The sequence below is a fragment of the Tenacibaculum adriaticum genome, from assembly GCF_008124875.1.
GTDB lineage: Bacteria > Bacteroidota > Bacteroidia > Flavobacteriales > Flavobacteriaceae > Polaribacter > Polaribacter adriaticus.
This window is the reverse complement of the sequence record NZ_VNIA01000004.1, coordinates 236,076-256,433: the sequence shown is the minus strand read 5'-3', so window position 1 is coordinate 256,433 and position 20,358 is coordinate 236,076. Positions and strand designations below refer to the sequence as shown.

The following is a 20,358-nucleotide window of genomic DNA, read 5'->3' as shown; positions in this document are numbered from 1 at the left end:
CCTTCAATGAATTTTGAAGGATTTTATGTTTATTTGCATCCATGAAAAACAAAATATCTATTTTAATTACAATTTTATTAGCAACACATTTAATAGCACAAAATACTACAACCCCTGAAAAAAAATTAGGAGTTTGGTATATGTACAATGGAAACCATAAACTTTCCCATAAATTTAGCCTCAAAACAATGGCTCATTTTCGTTTTTTTGAAATTGGTGATGATTTGCAACAATTTATTGTTCGTTTAGGAGGGAATTATAAATTCAATAAAAACTTAAATGCCACTTTAGGCTATTCTTATTTAAACACAGACAGTTCTTTTCTTGCTAATGGCGGTGAAGTAAATGAACATAGAATTTATGAAGATCTAAATTTAAAACATAAAATAGCAGATTTAGGATTAACACACCGTTTAAGAGCCGAACAACGTTTTTTTAATTCTATAACAGATCATTTTATTCGCTACCAATTTACATTAAGCCACCCTTTATTTAATAAATGGTCTACTTATTTATATAATGAAATATTTTTCGATTTTGACGGAGAAGCTTTCAATCAAAATTGGTTAGGTCTTGGTTTAAAATACAGCGTATCTAATCATCTAAAATTGCAACTAGGCTATATGAAAATATTTAATGATATAGACATGAGTTTTGACAGAATTCAACTAGGTATTTCAATCAATACAAAACATTTCTAACAAAAAATAGTCCAATTATTTTTTTGATACATTAGCTAAAATATTCTTACCTATGTACAACCAACCTCTTTTTACTAACGATGCTATCGTTTTCGGAATCTTAATGCTTTCACTCGGATTTGTTTTTTATACAGAAAGTAAAACATCTGGTTTCTGGAAAAAATTCTATAAAATTGTTCCTGGGTTATTAATGTGTTATTTAATTCCTGCAATTTTTAATTCCCTCGGAATTATATCTGCCGAAACTTCTAAAACATATTATATTGCAAGTCGTTTTTTATTACCTGCTTCGTTAGTATTAATGACTTTAAGCATCGATTTAAAAGCAATTTTTAATTTAGGTCCAAAAGCACTAATCATGTTCTTTACAGGAACAATAGGAATTATTTTAGGTGGGCCAATAGCAATACTTTTAATCTCTATTGTTTCTCCAGACACTGTTGGTGGTGTTGGCTTTGATGCTGTATGGAGAGGTCTTTCTACCTTAGCTGGAAGTTGGATTGGTGGTGGTGCAAATCAAGCCGCTATGTTAGAAATCTATCAATACAATCCTCAAAAATATGGAGGTATGGTTTTGGTTGATATTGTAGTGGCTAATATTTGGATGGCAATTATTCTTATTGGAATTGGTAAATCTAACAAAATTGACAACTGGTTAAAAGCAGATAATTCTGCTATTGAAGAATTAAAGCAAAAAGTGAGTTCATTTTCTGAAAGTGTAACCAGAAACCCATCATTAACTGATTTTATGATTATTCTAGCACTCGCTTTTGGAGCAGTCGGTTTTGCTCATTTTGGTGCAGACGGTATCTCTTCTTTCTTAAAAAATAATTTCGAAGCTGTTTCTGATAAATCATCTGCTTTGTCTTCTTTTTCTTCAAAATTTTTTTGGATGATTACCATTGCTACAATTATAGGTATCTTTTTATCATTTACAAAAGCAAAAAATTACGAAGGTGCTGGTGCAAGTAAAATAGGTAGTATTTTTATTTATGTTTTAGTAGCAACTATAGGTATGAAAATGGATTTAACCAAAATTATTGAAAACCCTGGTTTAATAGCCATTGGTTTGGTTTGGATGACGATACATGCAGGCTTATTAATTCTAGTTGCCAAACTCATTAAAGCGCCTTATTTTTTCTTGGCTGTTGGTAGTCAAGCAAACGTAGGTGGAGCAGCATCTGCACCAGTTGTTGCAGCTGCTTTTCATCCTTCTTTAGCTTCCGTTGGTGTACTGTTAGCTGTTTTTGGTTATGTGGTAGGAACTTATGGTGCAATATTATGTACAATTTTGATGGAAATAGCATCAAAAGTTTAAGAGAATTCTGCATATTTGCAATCGAAAATTATAAGACACCATGAAGAAAATAGTAGCGCTTTTAACCATAACAATCTTAGTTTTTTCTTGTTCTAAGGACAAAGGGAACATGATTGTTAAAGGTCAGATTAAAGGATTAAAGAAAGGAACATTATATTTACAGAAAATGAAAGACACTCTTATTGTGTCTGTAGATTCTGTTAAATTATTTGGTGATGATAAATTTTTATTAAGTGATAACGTTGAATCTCCTGAAATGTACTACCTAACTTTTGATGGAAATACGCAAGAAAAAAAATTGATGTTTTTTGGAGAACAAGGAGAAATTACGGTTAATGATAATATTGAAGAATTTGGCTTTAAACCTGAAGTTTTAGGTTCTAAAAACCAAGAAGTAATGGACAAATTCAATGAAATTAATAAACAATTTATATTAAAAAGATTAGACTTTATTAAAAGAGATATTGAAGCGCGTGCTGTTAAAGATGAAGAAGCTGTAACAGATTTAGAAGCTGAATATAAAAGATTAGTACGTAAACGCTTCTTATTTACCACCAATTTTGCCATCTCTAATAAAGATAGTGAAGCAGCTCCATATATTGCATTGTCTGAACTTTTTGACGCAAATATTTACTTGTTAGATACGATAAACAATAGTTTAACAGACCGTGTTAAGGCATCTATGTACGGCAAACGTTTAAACAAATTTGTTACCGATGTAAAAGAAAAGGAAGGACAGAAATAAAAAAGCTATTCTTACAAAATAAAAAAGCGCTGTTTTAAAACAGCGCTTTTTTATTTTTTTTCTCTAATCTTAATTAAGTATTATAATATATATATATATGTTGTATTTTTATATAAATAAATTAAACATTTACTTTTAAAATAATGAGTAATTCGATTGAAGAATATATTGATAAAAGAGTGATTATGCCTTTGTTAAGTTGGGATATTTTTAGCCAATTCTCTTTAAATAAAAACGATATTTATAATTTACAAGATCAAGAAATAAAGCAACTTTTATATTTTTCTCATAAATACAAGTGGGATCAAAACATACAGTCTATACTAACTAAAAATAGTTATGAAGCCTTAGTTTTAACTAATAATGCAAAAGAAATTATATGGGTAAATGAGGGGTTTACTAAAATGACAGGTTATTCTAAAGAGTATGTAAAACATAAGACACCTAGTTTTTTACAAGGGAAAGATACTTCTGAAAATAAAAAAACAATAATTCGAAAAAAAATAAATAACAATACACCTTTTAAAGAAGTCATTTTAAATTACAAAAAAGACGGAACACCATATCAATGTGAAATCTACATTATTCCATTAAAAAAAGAAAACACAACTCATTATTTAGCTTTAGAAAAAGCAATTTAATTATCAACTAAATTTTCTAAAACATTTAATGGTAACGGACCATTGGTTAATACCACATCATGAAATTTTCTAATATCAAACTTATCACCTAAAGCATCTTTAGCTTTTTTACGTAACTCCAAAATCTTTAACATTCCTATTTTATATGCAGTTGCTTGACTTGGCATTACAATATGTCTTTCCACCATTTTTACAGCATCTAATTCAGCATTGGGAGTATTATCAATATAATATTTAATTCCTTGTTCTCTTGTCCATTTTTTAGCATGAATTCCTGTATCAACTACTAAACGACACGCTCTCCATAATTCCATTGCTAAACGACCAAAATCTGAATATGGATCTGCATAAAAGCCCATTTCCTTAGGAATAAATTCTGAATACAATCCCCAACCTTCTACATAAGCAGTATAACGACCAAACTTTCTAAACATAGGCACCTCTTTTAACTCTTGTGCAATCGCAATTTGCATATGATGACCTGGAATTCCTTCATGATATGCTAAGGCTTCCATTTGGTATGTTGGCATACTTGCCATATCATATAAGTTTGCATAATATGTTCCTGGACGAGAACCATCTAATGCCGGTTGTTGGTAAAATGCTTTCCCTGCAGATTTTTCTCTAAACCCTTCTACTGCCTTCACTTTTAAATCGGCTTTAGGTTTAGTAATAAACAACTCATCTAAACGTGTTTTCATACTATCTATAATATGAAGTGCCTTATTTAAATACGCTTCTTTTCCTTCTGGGTATTAGGATAATAAAACTGCTTATCAGTTTTCATGAATTTAAAAAAGTCTTGTAAAGAACCTTCAAAAGCAACTGTCTTCATTATATTTTTCATTTCTTCATGAATTCGAGCTACTTCTTTCAACCCAATTTCATGAATTTCATTTGCCGTTAAATCAGTTGTAGTTGTTCTTTTTAAAGCATTGTTAAAAAAAGCTTCTCCATTAGGAAATTTCCATGCTCCATCATCTGTAGTTGCAGTTTTTTCTTGCGCCTCTAAGGTTGCTATTAAATTTCTGTATCCAACTAAAACATCTTTTTTTAATGCTTTTTTTGCTGATTCTATTAATGTTGATTTCTCTTCTGAGGAAATGTCTAATTTCTCAACTTTAGATTCAAAGTCATTTAATAAAGTACTTTTTTCTTTAGAATCATCAAAAGGCTGTCCTTTAATTAGGTTTTTTGAATCATCTAAAACCTTTGCAAAAACAAACTTGGGAATCATAATTCCTACTTCCTCACGTGTTTTTAAATTCTTTGCAAGTTGATTAAATAATGGTTTAATTTTATGTAGCCTGCTAATGTAATTTTCTGCATCTTTTTTATTTTGTATTTGATGCATATTAATTAAAAATGCAGGTATTTCTGCTTGCATACCATGCATTTGATTTACAGGATAGTCATACAATCTGTAGGCGTCATCTGCAATTGAATTTTCTAAACTTTGTTTAAAAAGATCGTAACTCAATTTAGTATCAGCATTTAAAGCTTCCACATTTACTGAATCTTGAATCCACTGTAATGCTTGTTTGGTGTATTCTAATTCTTTATCCGCAAACTCATCAGAAATATCATTCCATTTATCGGCATCTTTTTTAATACCTAAATAAGTTTGATACATAGGATGACGATCTAGGTTCTCATCAAATTGCTTTTGAAAAAAAGTATTTACTTTTTCGGACTCTTTTTTAATTTCTTCTATTGAATAGGTTTTGGCTGTGTTAGTTTTACAAGAACTTAAAACGGTTAGGCCAGCTACAACAACTACTTTTAAAACATGTGATTTCATTTAAAAAAATTTGAGCTTTAAAGGTACTAAATTTGATTTGTTTCTTAATCCAATTTCTAATAACTTGATTATCCTTGAATATCCACAATTAAAACAGATGGGTATTCTTTCACCTGTTAGCGGTAACCTGAAAAGCAACTCTAGAAATAAAACTACTTCCCGATTATCTTCTTTCTATGTAACAAACCCCAAAAATGTAATTCGTCCAAGACTTTTTCCAATGACATTCCGTGTTCCGTAATTGAATATTGAACTTTTGGAGGAAACGTATCAAACACTTCTCTTTTGACCAACTGATTTGTTTCTAAATGTTTTAATTCTTTAGATAACGTTTTGTCTGTTATACCAACAACTTCCCTACTAATTTCTTTAAACCGTTTTGGACCACCAGACAAGGAAAATAAAATCAATAATTTCCATTTTCCCTCAAGAACCTCAAGAGCATCTTTGATAGAAAGCATTGTTTTTGGACAACCACCTTTTGATAACATAACTTCAATTTTAAACACTTTACTTTCCTAATGGATAGTGCTATCCAGCGGGAAAGTAATATCAAACAGATAGCTAATGTACATAATTTTGTTTCGTATAAACTAAAAACATAAAGACAATGATAAATCAAAAAAATTCTAAAGTGCTTAACATTACCTTATGGATATTTCAAATCCTTTTGGCAGTAACATTTATTTGGGCGAGTGCAATGAAATTATTTCAACCAAATAAACTGCCTTGGCTGTGGACAAAAGAAAACCCTGAACTAGTAACAAGTACAGGAATTTTAGACGTATTAGCAGGTTTCGGATTAATCTTACCTTCTCTACTTCGAATTCAACCAAAAATGACAATATATGCAGCCTATGGAACAATAGCTCTTATGATTTCTGCAAGTATATTTCACATTATGAGAGGAGAAGGAAATCAAATAGGATTCAATATCTTCGTTTTGCTTTCTGCTATATTTATTGCTTGGGGAAGACTGAAAAAAGCACCAATAGAACCAAAAAAATAAAAGGTAGCCGCTAACAATGGCTATATAATTCAACGAAAATTTACTATCTTTCAGTTACGGCAGGAAAAAATCATGCGGATTTTTCCGTAACGGAATCATTTCATAGCCAAGACCGATAGCTAAATCTCAAAATAGACCCCATAAAAAAACCGAAACTAATTAGTTTCGGTTTTTATTTTATGCTTCCCCTGTGGTTCCTCCAAAATTCATAGGAATTGGTGGTTGCTCATAATCTTTAATTTCACCATTAGTTTGTTCAAATTTCCGAACATTATCTGCTAACGCCTTACTTAAACGTTTAGCATGTTGTGGTGTCAAAATAATTCTAGACTTTACTTTTGCCTTGGGTACACCAGGCATAATATTAATAAAGTCTACTATAAATTCAGATACCGAATGGTTAATAATTGCTAAATTACTATACGTTCCTTCCGCTATTTCTTGATCTAATTCTATATTTAACTGTGGTTCTTTATTTTCTGCCATTGTAAAATCAATTTAAAAAGAAAGACCTCTAAAATTAGAGGTCTTTACTATAGATTATAAACTTTTTTCTATCTCATCTTTAGGACCTACAATAATTTTATCATAAGCTCTCATTCCTGTACCTGCTGGTATACGTTTACCAACAATTACATTTTCTTTTAATCCGTCTAAGCTATCAATTTTACCGTTAACTGCGGCTTCATTTAATACTTTAGTCGTTTCTTGGAACGATGCTGCAGAAATAAATGATTTAGTTTGTAACGATGCTCTTGTAATACCTTGCAACACTTGTTCTGCCGTTGCTGGTTGCGCATCTCTTGCTATTACTAAATTTTTATCTGATCTGCGTAAAAATGAGTTTTCATCTCTTAACTGACGAGCAGATATTAATTGACCTGCTTTTAGTTTTTCTGAATCTCCTGCTTCTTCAACAACCTTCATACCGAAAATTGCATCATTATCTTGAATAAAGTCATCTTTATGAACTAATTGATTCTCTAAAAATAAAGTATCTCCAGAATCAATAATTCTAACTTTACGCATCATTTGACGTACTACAACTTCGAAATGCTTATCGTTAATTTTTACTCCTTGTAAACGATAAACTTCTTGAATTTCGTTTACTAAGTATTCTTGTACTGCCGAAGGTCCTTTAATTGCTAAAATATCTGCTGGAGTTGTAGCTCCGTCCGATAATGGCATACCTGCTTTGATGAAATCATTTTCTTGTACTAAAATTTGGTTTGATAACTTAATTAAGTATTTCGTTATTTCTCCAGTTTTAGACTCTACTATAATTTCACGATTACCACGTTTAATTTTACCGAAAGTAACTACACCGTCAATTTCAGCAACAACAGCTGGATTAGATGGATTACGTGCTTCGAATAATTCTGTTACACGCGGTAAACCTCCTGTAATATCTCCTGCTTTACCAGATTTACGAGGTATTTTCACTAACGTTTTACCCGCTTCTACTTTCTCTCCGTCATCTATCATTAAGTGAGCCCCTACAGGTAAACTATATGAACGTAACGCATTACCATCTTTATCTTCAATAATTAAAGAAGCAATGATTTTTTTGTTCTTAGAATCAGTAATCACTTTTTCTTGGAAACCTGTTTGCTCATCAATTTCTACAGAATAATTAATACCTTGCTCTAAATTATCGAACTTAACTTTACCTCCGAATTCAGAAACAATTACACCATTAAATGGATCCCATTGACAAACAACTTCTCCTTTTTTAATTGTTTTTCTGTCTTTATTAAAAATAACAGAACCGTAAGGAATGTTGTTAGTACTTAACGTGATTTCTGTTTTCTTATCTATAATTTTAATCTCTGCAGTACGAGAAATTACGATTTCAACCTCTTCTCCATTACTATCTTTTCCTGTTACTGTACGTAAATCTTCAATTTTAACATCTCCATCAAATTTAGCTATTAGCTTATTTTCTTCAGAAATATTTCCTGCTACCCCACCAACGTGGAATGTACGTAATGTTAACTGTGTCCCTGGCTCTCCAATAGACTGTGCTGCAATTACACCAACTGCTTCACCTCTTTGAACTTTACTATTAGTAGATAAACTCTTACCATAACACTGCTCACAAATTCCACTTTTAGCTTCACACGTTAATGCAGAACGTACTTCAACTCTATCAATCCCTGATTTTTCAATTTTTAAGGCTACTTCATTACTTAATAAATCACCCGCTTTTGCTAAAACTTCATCAGTTAATGGATCGTATACATTATGTAAAGTAACACGTCCTTCAATTCTATCTGATAAAGACTCAACGATTTCATCATTTTTCTTTAATGGACTCACTTCTAATCCACGTAAAGTTCCACAATCTGCCTCGTTAATAATTACATCTTGAGAAACATCTACTAAACGACGGGTTAAATAACCAGCATCGGCTGTTTTTAATGCGGTATCGGCAAGACCTTTACGAGCACCGTGCGTTGAGATGAAGTATTCTAAAATTGATAAACCTTCCTTAAAGTTAGATAAAATTGGGTTTTCAATAATTTCACCACCACCAGCAGTCGATTTTTTAGGTTTCGCCATTAATCCACGCATACCTGTTAACTGACGAATCTGTTCTTTCGATCCACGAGCTCCAGAATCTAACATCATAAATACAGAGTTAAATCCTTGTTGGTCTTCACGTAAACGTTTCATTGATAACTCAGTTAACCTATTGTTGGTAGATCCCCAAACATCAATTACCTGATTATAACGTTCTTTTTGCGTTAACATACCCATGTTATAGTTCATAACAATTCCATCCACTTCTTTATTAGCTTCAGCAATCATAGTATGCTTTTCTTCAGGTATAATAATATCACCTAAACTAAATGATAACCCTCCTTGGAAAGCAAACTTGTATCCCATGTTTTTAATTTCATCTAAGAAAGCACCTGTAGCAGGGATATTAGTTACTTTTAAAATTCCACCAATAATTCCTCTTAATGATTTTTTTGTTAAAACCTCATTAATGTATCCTGCTTCTTCTGGTACTACTTCGTTAAATAAAACACGACCTACAGTAGTTTGAATAATTTGAGTTGTTAACTCTCCTGCTTCATTAAAGTCTTTTGTGCGTACTTTAATTCCTGCATTTAAGTCTACCCTTTCTTCGTTAAAAGCAATAGTTACTTCTTCTGGAGAGTAGAAAGTTAATCCTTCCCCTTTTACAGGTACTTCTGGAGTAGACTTTCTTTCTTTTGTCATATAGTATAAACCAAGTACCATATCTTGAGACGGCACCGTAATTGGTGCTCCGTTTGCAGGGTTTAAGATGTTATGAGAAGCCAACATTAATAATTGCGCTTCTAAAACAGCTTCTGGTCCTAATGGTAAATGAACTGCCATTTGATCCCCATCAAAATCGGCGTTAAAAGCTGTACACACTAATGGGTGTAAACGAATTGCTTTACCTTCGATTAATTTTGGTTGAAATGCCTGGATACCAAGACGGTGTAACGTAGGGGCACGGTTTAATAAAACTGGATGTCCTTTAATTACATTTTCTAAAATATCCCAAACAACTGGTTCTTTTCTGTCTATAATTTTCTTTGCAGATTTTACCGTTTTTACAATTCCTCTTTCTATTAACTTACGAATAACGAAAGGTTTGTATAATTCAGCAGCCATATCTTTTGGCAATCCACATTCGAATAATTTTAATTCTGGTCCAACAACAATTACAGAACGTGCAGAATAATCAACACGCTTACCTAATAAGTTTTGACGGAAACGACCTTGCTTCCCTTTTAAACTATCTGATAAAGACTTTAATGGTCTGTTAGATTCTGTTTTTACTGCTGATGACTTACGCGTGTTATCAAATAATGAATCTACCGATTCTTGTAACATACGCTTTTCATTACGTAAGATAACTTCTGGAGCTTTAATCTCCATCAATCTCTTTAAACGGTTGTTACGGATAATTACACGACGGTATAAATCATTTAAATCTGATGTTGCAAAACGACCACCATCTAATGGCACTAATGGACGTAATTCTGGTGGAATAACCGGAACTACTTTCATAATCATCCATTCTGGTTTGTTTTCGCGATTCTTTTGAGAATCTCTAAATGCTTCAACAACATTTAAACGCTTTAATGCTTCGTTTTTACGTTGTTTAGATGTTTCTGTATTTGCTTTGTGTCTTAATTCATAAGATAAGTCATCTAAATCGATACGAGCTAATAAATCAATTAAACACTCTGCTCCCATTTTAGCGATAAACTTATTTGGGTCAGTATCATCTAAATATTGATTGTCTTGAGGAAGTGTATCGGCAATATCTAAATACTCTTCTTCCGTTAAGAAATCCATCTTTTGTAATGGTTCTCCTTCTGTATTTTTTGCAATACCTGGTTGAATTACTACGTAACGTTCGTAGTAAATAATCATGTCTAACTTTTTAGATGGTAATCCTAATAAATACCCCATCTTGTTAGGTAATGATCTAAAATACCAAATGTGAGCTACAGGCACAACTAAGTTGATATGCCCAACACGATCTCTACGTACTTTTTTCTCTGTTACTTCTACACCACAACGATCACAAACAATACCTTTGTAGCGGATTCTTTTATATTTACCACACGCACACTCATAGTCTTTTACAGGACCAAAGATACGCTCACAAAACAACCCATCTCTCTCTGGTTTATGCGTACGATAATTAATAGTTTCTGGCTTTAAAACTTCACCTTTTGATGCTTCTAAAATAGATTCTGGTGATGCTAAACCAATCGAAATTTTGTTAAACTTCTTAACAGTGTATTTTTCGTTTTTTCTTGCCATAATAATGGATTCGAATTAAAATTTGAAAGTCTCTAACGAGACAAATATTGAAAAAATGATTTGCCTTCGGGTACAAGACCCGAAGACACTTCACTGTGATTATTCTTCTAACTTAACGTCTAATCCTAAACCTTTAAGTTCGTGCATTAATACATTAAAAGATTCTGGTAAACCTGGTTCTGGCATTTGCTCTCCTTTAACAATACTTTCGTATGTTTTAGCTCTACCTAATACATCATCAGATTTTACAGTTAAGATTTCTCTTAAGATACTTGATGCTCCATATGCTTCAAGTGCCCAAACTTCCATCTCTCCAAAACGCTGACCACCAAACTGAGCTTTACCTCCTAATGGTTGTTGTGTAATTAATGAGTAAGGACCAATAGAACGCGCGTGCATTTTATCTTCAATCATGTGTCCTAACTTAATCATATAAATTACCCCAACCGTTGCTGGTTGATCGAAACGCTTTCCTGTTCCTCCATCATATAAATATGTATGACCATACCTTGGAACTCCAGCTTTATCTGTTAATTCGTTAATTTGATCAATATTTGCTCCATCAAAAATTGGTGTCGCATATTTTTGATCTAAATTTTGACCTGCCCATCCAAGAACAGTTTCATAAATCTGACCAATGTTCATACGAGATGGTACACCTAATGGGTTTAAAACGATGTCTACTGGTGTTCCGTCTTCTAAGAAAGGCATATCTTCTGCTCTAACAATACGAGCTACAATACCTTTATTTCCATGACGTCCAGCCATTTTATCTCCAACTTTTAATTTACGTTTTTTAGCAACATAAATCTTAGCTAATTTTAAAATTCCTGCTGGTAATTCATCCCCTACAGAAATTGTAAACTTCTCACGACGTAAAACCCCTTGTAAGTCATTTACTTTAATCTTATAGTTATGAACTAATTCCCCAATTAAATCATTTAACTCTTTATCTGTGGTCCAAGTTCCGTTTAGGTGTGTAAAATCATCAACAGAATTTAACATTTTTTGAGTGAACTTTTTACCTTTCGGTAATACTTCTTCTCCTAAATCATTAAAAATTCCTTGTGATGTTTTTCCTGTTACTAAACCGAATAATTTTTCAACTAAAGTGTCTTTTAACTCTTCGAATTTAGATACAAACGATGCTTCTAAAGCAGCAATAGCTTCTTTATCACGAGCACGTTTGGTCTTATCTTTTACAGCACGCTTAAATAATTTCTTTCCAATTACTACACCTCTTAATGATGGTGATGCTTTTAAAGATGCATCTTTTACATCTCCTGCTTTATCACCAAAAATAGCACGTAATAATTTTTCTTCTGGTGTTGGGTCGCTTTCTCCTTTTGGAGTAATCTTACCTATTAAGATATCTCCAGGTTTAACTTCAGCACCAATACGTATCATTCCACTTTCATCAAGGTCTTTAGTAGCCTCTTCAGAAACGTTAGGAATATCATTAGTTAATTCTTCACTTCCTAATTTAGTATCACGAACATCTAATGAATACTCGTCAATATGTATAGAAGTAAAGATATCTTCCCGAACAACTTTTTCAGAAATTACGATCGCATCCTCAAAGTTATACCCTTTCCAAGGCATAAAGGCTACTTTCATGTTTCTTCCTAAAGCTAATTCTCCTTTTTGTGTAGCATATCCTTCACAAAGAACTTGACCTTCTTCAACTCTATCTCCAACTTTTACAATTGGCTTTAAGTTAATATTCGTTCCTTGGTTCGTTTTTCTAAACTTAATTAAGTCATATGATTTTTCATCTGGATCAAAGCTTACTAAACGTTCTTCTTCAGTTCTGTCGTACTTAATTACAATTTTATTTGCATCTACATATTCTACAGTCCCCGCTCCTTCAGCATTGATTAAGATACGAGAATCTTTTGCGACTCTACGCTCTAAACCAGTACCAACAATTGGTGATTCTGGACGTAATAATGGTACTGCCTGACGCATCATGTTAGATCCCATTAACGCACGGTTCGCATCATCATGCTCTAAGAATGGAATTAACGATGCAGAAATTGATGCAATTTGGTTAGGAGCAACATCCATATAATTTACCTCTTCAGGTGTAACTACTGGAAAATCTCCTCCTTCACGTGAAATTACTTTTTCTTTATCTATCGCTCCATCTTCCTTAACTTCAATGTTAGATTGAGCAAATTTCATTCCTTCTTCTTCCTCTGCACTTAAGTAAATAGGGGCTTCTTTACTTACTACTCCATTATCAACTTTCTTGTATGGAGTTTCAATAAATCCTAAATTATTTACTTTAGCATATACTGATAAAGATGAAATTAAACCAATGTTTGGTCCTTCTGGTGTTTCAATCGGACATAGTCTTCCATAGTGAGTGTAGTGAACATCACGTACCTCAAAACCAGCTCTTTCTCTAGATAAACCTCCTGGTCCTAAAGCGGATAAACGACGCTTATGTGTAATCTCTGCTAATGGATTTGTTTGATCCATAAATTGAGATAACTGGTTAGTCCCAAAGAATGAGTTAATTACTGATGATAACGTCTTTGCATTAATCAAATCAATTGGTGTAAATACCTCGTTGTCACGGACATTCATTCTTTCACGAATGGTACGAGCCATACGAGCTAAACCTACTCCAAACTGACCTGCTAACTGCTCACCTACTGTACGTACACGACGGTTAGATAAGTGATCAATATCATCTACTTCAGCTTTCGAATTGATTAACTCAATTAAATATTTTATGATAGTAATGATATCATTTTTAGTCAATACTTTTTGACCAATATCTTCATTTAAGTTCAGTTTAGTGTTCATTCTAAAACGACCAACTTCTCCTAAATTATAACGTTGTTCTGAAAAGAATAACTTATCTATAATACCACGTGCTGTTTCCTCATCTGGCGGTTCAGCATTACGCAATTGTCTATAGATATGTTCTACAGCCTCTTTTTCAGAGTTTGTAGGGTCTTTTTGTAATGTATTATGAATGATAGCATAATCTCCTTGCTGGTTTTCTTCCTTATGTAATAAGATAGTTTTTACTCCAGAATCGATTATTTCATCAATGTGTTCTTTCTCTAAAATAGTGTCACGATCAAAAATAATTTCGTTACGCTCAATAGATACAACTTCTCCAGTATCTTCATCAACGAAATCTTCATGCCAAGTTTTTAAAACTCTTGCTGCTAATTTACGTCCTAACACTTTTTTTAATCCAGCTTTAGAAACTTTAATTTCTTCTGCTAAATCAAAAATCTCTAAAATATCTTTATCTCTTTCAAAACCAATGGCTCTGAATAATGTTGTTACTGGTAATTTTTTCTTTCTATCAATATAAGCATACATTACTTGATTGATATCGGTAGCAAATTCTATCCAAGAACCTTTAAAAGGAATTACTCTTGCGGAGTATAACTTGGTTCCGTTTGCGTGAAAAGATTGCCCAAAAAACACACCTGGTGAACGGTGTAATTGCGATACAACTACTCTTTCTGCTCCGTTTATAATAAAAGTTCCAGAATTCGTCATATAAGGTATAGTACCTAAATAAACGTCTTGAACTATAGTTTCAAAATCTTCATGCTCAGGATCTGTACAGAATAATTTTAAACGTGCTTTTAACGGCACACTATGTGTTAATCCTCTTTCAATACATTCTTGAATGCTATATCTAGGTGGATCTACAAAATAATCTAAGAATTCTAAAACGAATTGATTACGAGTATCTGTAATTGGGAAGTTATCCATAAAGGTTTTATACAAACCTTCTTCACCACGCTCTTCTGCTTTTGTTTGCAATTGGAAAAAATCTTGAAAAGACTTTACCTGAATATCCAAAAAGTCTGGATAATCTGTTGCTAATTTCGAAGATGCGAAGTTAATTCTTTCAGTAGTGTTTATCGTTGCCAAAAGACTGCCTATTTTTAAATTAAAAATATTTTATTGAAGCCCTTGCGGGTTTTTTTGTATTTTTTGGTTAATAACAATTTTTTAAAATATTGATTTTTAGTTAGTTAAACTTAAAATAAGACAATATTATAAATGAAGTGAAATACAGAACCAATATATACACAAAATGGTTTAGGGCTAGAACTTATGCTCTAGCACCTAAACCTGTATTTGTTATTCCCGTTTTAAGTCGGGATAGTAGCTTACTTTAATTCTACTTCAGCTCCTGCTTCTTCTAAAGATGCTTTAAGACCTTCAGCCTCATCTTTAGAGATTCCTTCTTTTACTGCTGCTGGAGCGCTATCTACGATACCTTTAGCTTCTTTTAATCCTAAACCAGTTAATTCTTTAACTAATTTAACAACTGCTAATTTAGAACCACCTGCTGCTTTTAAAATTACATCAAATTCAGTTTTTTCTTCAGCTGCGTCTCCTCCTGCTGCTGCTCCACCTGCTGCTACTGCTACTGCTGCTGCTGCTGGCTCAATACCGTATTCTTCTTTTAAAATATCAGCTAATTCATTAACTTCTTTTACTGTTAAGTTAACTAATTGTTCTGCGAAATCTTTTAAATCTGCCATTTTAATTGTTTTTTAAAAATTTTATTATTTTAGTTTATAGTGCGCTTAATTATTTTTCTGATAAGGTCTTTAAGATACCTGCTAATTTACCTCCACCTGATTGTAACGCTGAAACAACGTTCTTAGCAGGAGATTGTAATAATCCGATAACCTCACCAATAAGTTCCTCTCTAGATTTAATGTTAACAAGAGCATCTAATTGGTCATCTCCAATATACACTGACTCTTCAACAAATGCACCTTTTAATAAAGGGCGATCTTTTGATTTTTTACGAAACTCTTTAATTACTTTTGCAGGCGCATTTGCACCTTCAGCAATCATTAATGAAGTATTACCTTTTAATACAGTTGGTAAATCTCCGAAATCTTTATCAGAAGCTTCCATTGCTTTTTCAAGCAAAGTGTTCTTTACAACAGCCAATTGTACGTTTGCTTTAAAACAAGCTCTACGTAAGTTTGATGTAGTTAATGCATCTAAACCAGATATATCTGCTAAATAGATGGTATTAGTATCTGCTAATTGTGCTGTTAAATCTTGTATTACTTGCGATTTTTCTTCTCTAGTCATGATCTATAAATTTAACTGCCTTACGATACAGATTTTACATCTACAGCTACACTAGGACTCATTGTTGAAGACATAAAAATACTCTTAATATAAGTTCCTTTTGCCGCTGTTGGCTTTAATTTTAATAATGTTTGAAGCAACTCGTTTGCATTTTCTTGGATTTTATCAGCATCAAAAGATACTTTTCCAATTGCTGCGTGAACGATACCAGTTTTATCAACTTTAAAGTCAATTTTACCAGCTTTTACTTCTGTAACAGCTTTTGCTACGTCCATAGTTACTGTACCTGTTTTTGGGTTTGGCATTAAACCTCTTGGTCCTAAAACACGACCTAAAGGACCTAATTTACCCATAACGCTTGGCATAGTAATAATAACGTCAACGTCTGTCCATCCTCCTTTAATTTTTTGAAGGTATTCATCTAATCCAACATAATCTGCACCTGCTTCTTTAGCTTCTGCTTCTTTATCTGGAGTAACTAATGCTAAAACTTTTACATCTTTACCTGTTCCATGTGGTAATGTTACTACCCCACGTACCATTTGATTTGCTTTACGAGGATCTACTCCTAAACGTACAGCTAAATCTACAGATGCATCAAATTTTACATTTGTAATATCTTTAACTAATGCTGATGCATCTTTTAAGTCATAAACTTTAGAGCTATCTATCTTAGCATAAGCTTCTTTCTGCTTTTTTGTTAATCTTGCCATTTCTAAATATCTTTTAAAGTTTATGCAGGTGCATCACCTGTTACTGTTAATCCCATAGAACGAGCAGTACCAGCGATCATTCTCATTGCAGATTCAATTTCAAAGGCATTCATATCTACCATTTTGTCTTCTGCAATTCCTTTGATTTGATCCCAAGAAACACTTGCTACTTTTTTTCTATTAGGCTCTCCTGAACCCTTTTTAACTTTGGCCGCTTCTAATAATTGTACTGCGGCTGGTGGAGTTTTTACTACAAATTCGAAAGACTTGTCTGTATAAACTGTAATAACAACTGGTAAAACTTTACCTTGTTTGTCCTGTGTACGTGCATTAAACTGCTTACAGAACTCCATGATGTTAACACCGGCAGCACCTAAAGCGGGTCCAACTGGTGGCGACGGATTCGCAGCACCTCCCCTTACTTGTAGTTTAACTAATTTACTTACTTCTTTTGCCATTGTTTAAAATTTAGTCGATATGTTTTAAGTTGGAAGCTAAAAACACATCTAATATAGGTGTAACAATTATATTTTCTCTACTTGCATGTAACTTAATTCTAATGGTGTTTTTCTACCAAAAATCTTAACCATTACTTCAAGCTTACGCTTTTCTTCATTAACTTTCTCTATTGTACCATCAAAACCATTAAATGGTCCATCAACTACTTTTACAGTTTCACCAACTGAATAAGGGATTGCTAAATTCTCATCTTTTACAGAAAGCTCATCTACTTTTCCTAACATTCTGTTTACTTCTGATTTTCGCATTGGTACAGGTTCACCTCCTTTTGTTTCACCTAAAAAACCAATAACACCAGTTACTGATTTAATTACGTGAGGAACTTCTCCTGCTAAGTTAGCTTCAACCATTATATACCCTGGAAAGTAAACTCTTTCTCTGTTTATTTTTTTTCCATTTCTTATTTGAATAACCTTTTCTGTAGGCACTATTACTTGACTTACATAATCAGATAATCCTAAACGAGAAATTTCAGTTTCAATATAATTCTTAACTTTATTTTCTTGACCACCGATTGCTCTCACAACATACCATTTCATCACCGAATCAGCCATCATTAAAACATTTTAAAGAAATTATCTAAACCTGTTTGAAAAACTTTATCAATAGCAGCTACTGCTAATGCAAATATTATTGTAAACGCAGCTACAACAACAGTTGACTTTTGAGCTTCTTCACGAGAAACCCAAGTCATATTTGTACTTAATTCTTCTAAAGAACCTTTGATGTAATCTATAAAGTTATTCATTGTCTTTTAATTTGCACGGATTGAGGGACTCGAACCCCCGACACCTGGTTTTGGAGACCAGTGCTCTACCAACTGAGCTAAACCCGTTTATTTATAAAGGCATCCCGTAAACGGGACACCTTTTAAATTTATTTTGCTAATTTCTAATTAGTCTAAAATTTCAGTTACCTGACCAGCACCTACTGTTCTACCTCCTTCACGGATAGCGAACTGTAAACCTAAGTTCAAGGCAATTGGTTGAATTAAATCAACGTGAATAGTTAAGTTATCTCCAGGCATAACCATTTCAACTCCATCAGGTAAAGCAATATTACCAGTTACATCCGTTGTACGAACATAAAACTGTGGACGGTAGTTATTATGGAATGGAGTGTGACGTCCACCTTCTTCTTTTTTAAGGATATAAACCTCAGCTTTAAATTTAGCGTGTGGCTTAACAGAACCTGGCTTACAGATTACCATTCCTCTTTTAATATCTTCTTTAGCAATACCTCTTAATAAGATACCTGCGTTATCTCCAGCTTCTCCTCTGTTTAAGATTTGACGGAACATTTCAATACCAGTTACAGTTGAAGTTAACTTCTCTGTACCCATACCGATAATTTCTACAGGATCTCCAGAATTGATAATACCAGTTTCGATACGTCCTGTTGCTACAGTACCACGACCAGTAATAGAAAACACATCTTCTATAGGCATTAAGAAAGGCTTATCTGTATCTCTTGGCGGCTCTTCAATCCAATTATCAACAGCTTCCATTAATTCTAAAACTGTATTAACCCATTTTTCTTCACCATTTAAAGCTCCTAAAGCAGAACCAGCAATTACAGGTCCATTATCTCCATCATACTCATAGAAAGATAATAAATCTCTAACTTCCATTTCAACTAACTCTAACAACTCTTCATCATCAACCATATCAACTTTGTTTAAGAAAACAACGATACGTGGAATACCAACTTGACGACCTAATAAGATATGCTCACGAGTTTGCGGCATTGGACCATCTGTAGCAGCAACTACTAAGATAGCGCCATCCATTTGCGCAGCTCCAGTTACCATGTTCTTTACATAATCGGCGTGACCAGGACAGTCAACGTGTGCATAGTGACGGTTAGCTGTTGCGTACTCTACGTGAGAAGAGTTAATTGTAATACCTCTTTCTTTTTCTTCTGGTGCGTTATCGATTTGATCGAAAGCTCTTGCTTCAGAAAAACCTGCATCAGCTAAAACTTTAGTAATAGCAGCAGTTAAAGTAGTTTTACCGTGATCTACGTGACCAATAGTACCTACATTTAAGTGTGGTTTCGAACGATCATAAGTTCCTTTTGCCATGATTATTAATTTTAATTCTTAGTTAAATATATTTAGTGTTATTTTAAAATTCTTACCCTCTTTAAAGAAGAGCCAATGACCGGATTTGAACCGGTGACCTCATCCCTACCAAGGATGCGCTCTACCAACTGAGCTACACCGGCTTGGAATTTTAGAGCGAGAGACCGGGTTCGAACCGGCGACATTCAGCTTGGAAGGCTGACGCTCTACCAACTGAGCTACTCTCGCGGATTTTAAAACTTTTCTTTAACAGTTAAAAATTGAAGCTTAACATATTAATTACTCAGTTTTAAAAAGTGGGGAGAGCAGGATTCGAACCTGCGAAGTCGTAAGACAACGGAGTTACAGTCCGTCCCATTTGGCCGCTCTGGAATCTCCCCGATAATTTTTAATCCTATTTAAAAGAACTTTTACTTTTTTTGAGCCGATGGAGGGACTCGAACCCACGACCTGCTGATTACAAATCAGCTGCTCTAGCCAGCTGAGCTACATCGGCTGTTTTCATAAAAAAACAATCCGCTATTTCTAACGGACTGCAAATGTAAAAAGTAATTTTGGATTTCTAAAACTTTTTTCAAATATTTTTTATGTTTTTATGATACTAAAGAATCCTTTCGTTTCTCTTTAGATTTTTCTTTTGATTTTCCTAGTTGACGTTTTAACGATTCTACCCCTGTACTCACTCCTTCTTCGAATGTTTTTGCTACTTTTTTAACAATTAATTCATTACCTGGTATGTTGATTTTAATTTCTGTTATTTTGTTTTCTTTATCGCTCGTTTTTTGAACTTTTAAGAATACTTCTACATCAACAATTTTGTCGTGAAATTTTTCTAAACCGCTTACTTTTTTTTCAGCGAATTTAATTAAATCTGCATCTGCTTTAAAGTTTACTGATTGTGTGAATACTTTCATAT

General features: G+C 33.1%; 17 protein-coding genes, 5 tRNA genes and 1 pseudogene. 5 read left to right on the top strand and 18 right to left on the bottom strand.

Annotated features, from left to right (window positions below; translation table 11 throughout):
• Window positions 1-41 precede the first annotated feature (41 nt).
• From C7447_RS12670 to C7447_RS12655, 4 genes are all read left to right on the top strand, one after another.
• Window positions 42-701 carry a DUF2490 domain-containing protein gene (locus C7447_RS12670; RefSeq protein WP_148870879.1) on the top strand — a complete coding sequence of 220 codons (660 nt, stop codon included), beginning with the start codon at window positions 42-44 and terminating at the stop codon, window positions 699-701.
• A gap of 52 nt (window positions 702-753) precedes the next feature.
• On the top strand, window positions 754-2,019 hold the full coding sequence (locus C7447_RS12665; protein WP_148870878.1) for a DUF819 family protein: 1,266 nt from the start codon (window positions 754-756) through the stop codon (window positions 2,017-2,019).
• 40 nt (window positions 2,020-2,059) lie between these two features.
• Window positions 2,060-2,764, top strand: coding sequence for a DUF4369 domain-containing protein (locus tag C7447_RS12660; RefSeq protein WP_148870877.1), 705 nt, complete (start codon window positions 2,060-2,062; stop codon window positions 2,762-2,764).
• 143 nt (window positions 2,765-2,907) lie between these two features.
• Entirely contained in the window at window positions 2,908-3,405 is a 498-nt protein-coding gene (locus C7447_RS12655; RefSeq protein ID WP_148870876.1) for a PAS domain-containing protein, read from the top strand.
• Here C7447_RS12655 and C7447_RS12650 read toward each other — a convergent pair.
• Window positions 3,402-5,038: pseudogene (locus C7447_RS12650) on the bottom strand (DUF885 domain-containing protein). The gene C7447_RS12655 and the pseudogene C7447_RS12650 overlap by 4 nt on opposite strands.
• 320 nt (window positions 5,039-5,358) lie before the next feature.
• Complete coding sequence (locus tag C7447_RS12645) at window positions 5,359-5,697, bottom strand: winged helix-turn-helix transcriptional regulator (RefSeq protein ID WP_148870875.1); 339 nt, start codon at window positions 5,695-5,697, stop codon at window positions 5,359-5,361.
• A 119-nt stretch (window positions 5,698-5,816) separates the two neighbouring features.
• On the opposite strand from C7447_RS12645, the gene C7447_RS12640 reads away from it, so the two are divergent.
• Window positions 5,817-6,215, top strand: a complete 399-nt coding sequence (locus C7447_RS12640) for a DoxX family protein (protein ID WP_148870874.1) — start codon at window positions 5,817-5,819, stop codon at window positions 6,213-6,215.
• A 177-nt stretch (window positions 6,216-6,392) separates the two neighbouring features.
• Here C7447_RS12640 and C7447_RS12635 read toward each other — a convergent pair whose 3' ends face one another.
• From C7447_RS12635 to C7447_RS12560, 16 genes are all read right to left on the bottom strand, one after another.
• Window positions 6,393-6,701, bottom strand: coding sequence for a DUF3467 domain-containing protein (locus C7447_RS12635; RefSeq protein ID WP_148870873.1), 309 nt, complete (start codon window positions 6,699-6,701; stop codon window positions 6,393-6,395).
• Window positions 6,702-6,755: 54 nt separating this feature from the next.
• Complete coding sequence (gene rpoC, locus C7447_RS12630; protein ID WP_148870872.1) at window positions 6,756-11,030, bottom strand: DNA-directed RNA polymerase subunit beta'; 4,275 nt, start codon at window positions 11,028-11,030, stop codon at window positions 6,756-6,758.
• Between the two features lie 99 nt (window positions 11,031-11,129).
• Window positions 11,130-14,939 carry a DNA-directed RNA polymerase subunit beta gene (rpoB, locus tag C7447_RS12625; RefSeq protein WP_148870871.1) on the bottom strand — a complete coding sequence of 1,270 codons (3,810 nt, stop codon included), beginning with the start codon at window positions 14,937-14,939 and terminating at the stop codon, window positions 11,130-11,132.
• Between the two features lie 242 nt (window positions 14,940-15,181).
• Window positions 15,182-15,559: a 50S ribosomal protein L7/L12 gene (gene rplL / locus C7447_RS12620; protein ID WP_148870870.1), complete on the bottom strand. Its 378-nt coding sequence runs from the start codon at window positions 15,557-15,559 to the stop codon at window positions 15,182-15,184.
• Window positions 15,560-15,608: 49 nt separating this feature from the next.
• Window positions 15,609-16,127 (bottom strand): 50S ribosomal protein L10, encoded by a 519-nt coding sequence (rplJ, locus tag C7447_RS12615; RefSeq protein ID WP_148870869.1) that lies wholly within the window; start codon window positions 16,125-16,127, stop codon window positions 15,609-15,611.
• Window positions 16,128-16,147: 20 nt separating this feature from the next.
• Window positions 16,148-16,840, bottom strand: a complete 693-nt coding sequence (rplA, locus tag C7447_RS12610) for a 50S ribosomal protein L1 (protein ID WP_148870868.1) — start codon at window positions 16,838-16,840, stop codon at window positions 16,148-16,150.
• A gap of 20 nt (window positions 16,841-16,860) precedes the next feature.
• Complete coding sequence (rplK, locus tag C7447_RS12605) at window positions 16,861-17,298, bottom strand: 50S ribosomal protein L11 (RefSeq protein WP_148870867.1); 438 nt, start codon at window positions 17,296-17,298, stop codon at window positions 16,861-16,863.
• A gap of 66 nt (window positions 17,299-17,364) precedes the next feature.
• Window positions 17,365-17,913 carry a transcription termination/antitermination protein NusG gene (gene nusG, locus C7447_RS12600; RefSeq protein ID WP_148870921.1) on the bottom strand — a complete coding sequence of 183 codons (549 nt, stop codon included), beginning with the start codon at window positions 17,911-17,913 and terminating at the stop codon, window positions 17,365-17,367.
• 2 nt (window positions 17,914-17,915) lie between these two features.
• Window positions 17,916-18,107 (bottom strand): preprotein translocase subunit SecE, encoded by a 192-nt coding sequence (gene secE, locus C7447_RS12595; RefSeq protein ID WP_148870866.1) that lies wholly within the window; start codon window positions 18,105-18,107, stop codon window positions 17,916-17,918.
• Between the two features lie 14 nt (window positions 18,108-18,121).
• Window positions 18,122-18,194 (bottom strand) — tRNA-Trp (locus C7447_RS12590).
• 60 nt (window positions 18,195-18,254) lie between these two features.
• Entirely contained in the window at window positions 18,255-19,442 is a 1,188-nt protein-coding gene (gene tuf / locus C7447_RS12585; protein ID WP_148870865.1) for an elongation factor Tu, read from the bottom strand.
• Between the two features lie 70 nt (window positions 19,443-19,512).
• Window positions 19,513-19,585 (bottom strand) — tRNA-Thr (locus C7447_RS12580).
• A 12-nt stretch (window positions 19,586-19,597) separates the two neighbouring features.
• A tRNA-Gly gene (locus C7447_RS12575) sits at window positions 19,598-19,670 on the bottom strand.
• Between the two features lie 69 nt (window positions 19,671-19,739).
• Window positions 19,740-19,822 (bottom strand) — tRNA-Tyr (locus tag C7447_RS12570).
• Between the two features lie 42 nt (window positions 19,823-19,864).
• Window positions 19,865-19,938: transfer RNA gene (locus C7447_RS12565), tRNA-Thr, on the bottom strand.
• Window positions 19,939-20,035: 97 nt separating this feature from the next.
• The gene (locus C7447_RS12560) at window positions 20,036-20,356 is read right to left on the bottom strand and encodes an HPF/RaiA family ribosome-associated protein (protein ID WP_148870864.1); all 321 of its coding nucleotides are present in this window, start codon (window positions 20,354-20,356) and stop codon (window positions 20,036-20,038) included.
• Between the last annotated feature and the right edge of the window lie 2 nt (window positions 20,357-20,358).

Bases quoted from the DNA above. Each gene is read 5' to 3' on its own strand.
- C7447_RS12670 (WP_148870879.1), top strand. From the start codon at position 42: ATGAAAAACAAAATATCTATTTTAATTACAATTTTATTAGCAACACAT.
- C7447_RS12665 (WP_148870878.1), top strand. From the start codon at position 754: ATGTACAACCAACCTCTTTTTACTAACGATGCTATCGTTTTCGGAATC.
- C7447_RS12660 (WP_148870877.1), top strand. From the start codon at position 2,060: ATGAAGAAAATAGTAGCGCTTTTAACCATAACAATCTTAGTTTTTTCT.
- C7447_RS12655 (WP_148870876.1), top strand. From the start codon at position 2,908: ATGAGTAATTCGATTGAAGAATATATTGATAAAAGAGTGATTATGCCT.
- C7447_RS12645 (WP_148870875.1), bottom strand. From the start codon at position 5,697: ATGTTATCAAAAGGTGGTTGTCCAAAAACAATGCTTTCTATCAAAGAT.
- C7447_RS12640 (WP_148870874.1), top strand. From the start codon at position 5,817: ATGATAAATCAAAAAAATTCTAAAGTGCTTAACATTACCTTATGGATA.
- C7447_RS12635 (WP_148870873.1), bottom strand. From the start codon at position 6,701: ATGGCAGAAAATAAAGAACCACAGTTAAATATAGAATTAGATCAAGAA.
- rpoC (WP_148870872.1), bottom strand. From the start codon at position 11,030: ATGGCAAGAAAAAACGAAAAATACACTGTTAAGAAGTTTAACAAAATT.
- rplL (WP_148870870.1), bottom strand. From the start codon at position 15,559: ATGGCAGATTTAAAAGATTTCGCAGAACAATTAGTTAACTTAACAGTA.
- rplJ (WP_148870869.1), bottom strand. From the start codon at position 16,127: ATGACTAGAGAAGAAAAATCGCAAGTAATACAAGATTTAACAGCACAA.
- rplA (WP_148870868.1), bottom strand. From the start codon at position 16,840: ATGGCAAGATTAACAAAAAAGCAGAAAGAAGCTTATGCTAAGATAGAT.
- rplK (WP_148870867.1), bottom strand. From the start codon at position 17,298: ATGGCAAAAGAAGTAAGTAAATTAGTTAAACTACAAGTAAGGGGAGGT.
- nusG (WP_148870921.1), bottom strand. From the start codon at position 17,913: ATGGCTGATTCGGTGATGAAATGGTATGTTGTGAGAGCAATCGGTGGT.
- secE (WP_148870866.1), bottom strand. From the start codon at position 18,107: ATGAATAACTTTATAGATTACATCAAAGGTTCTTTAGAAGAATTAAGT.
- tuf (WP_148870865.1), bottom strand. From the start codon at position 19,442: ATGGCAAAAGGAACTTATGATCGTTCGAAACCACACTTAAATGTAGGT.
- C7447_RS12560 (WP_148870864.1), bottom strand. From the start codon at position 20,356: ATGAAAGTATTCACACAATCAGTAAACTTTAAAGCAGATGCAGATTTA.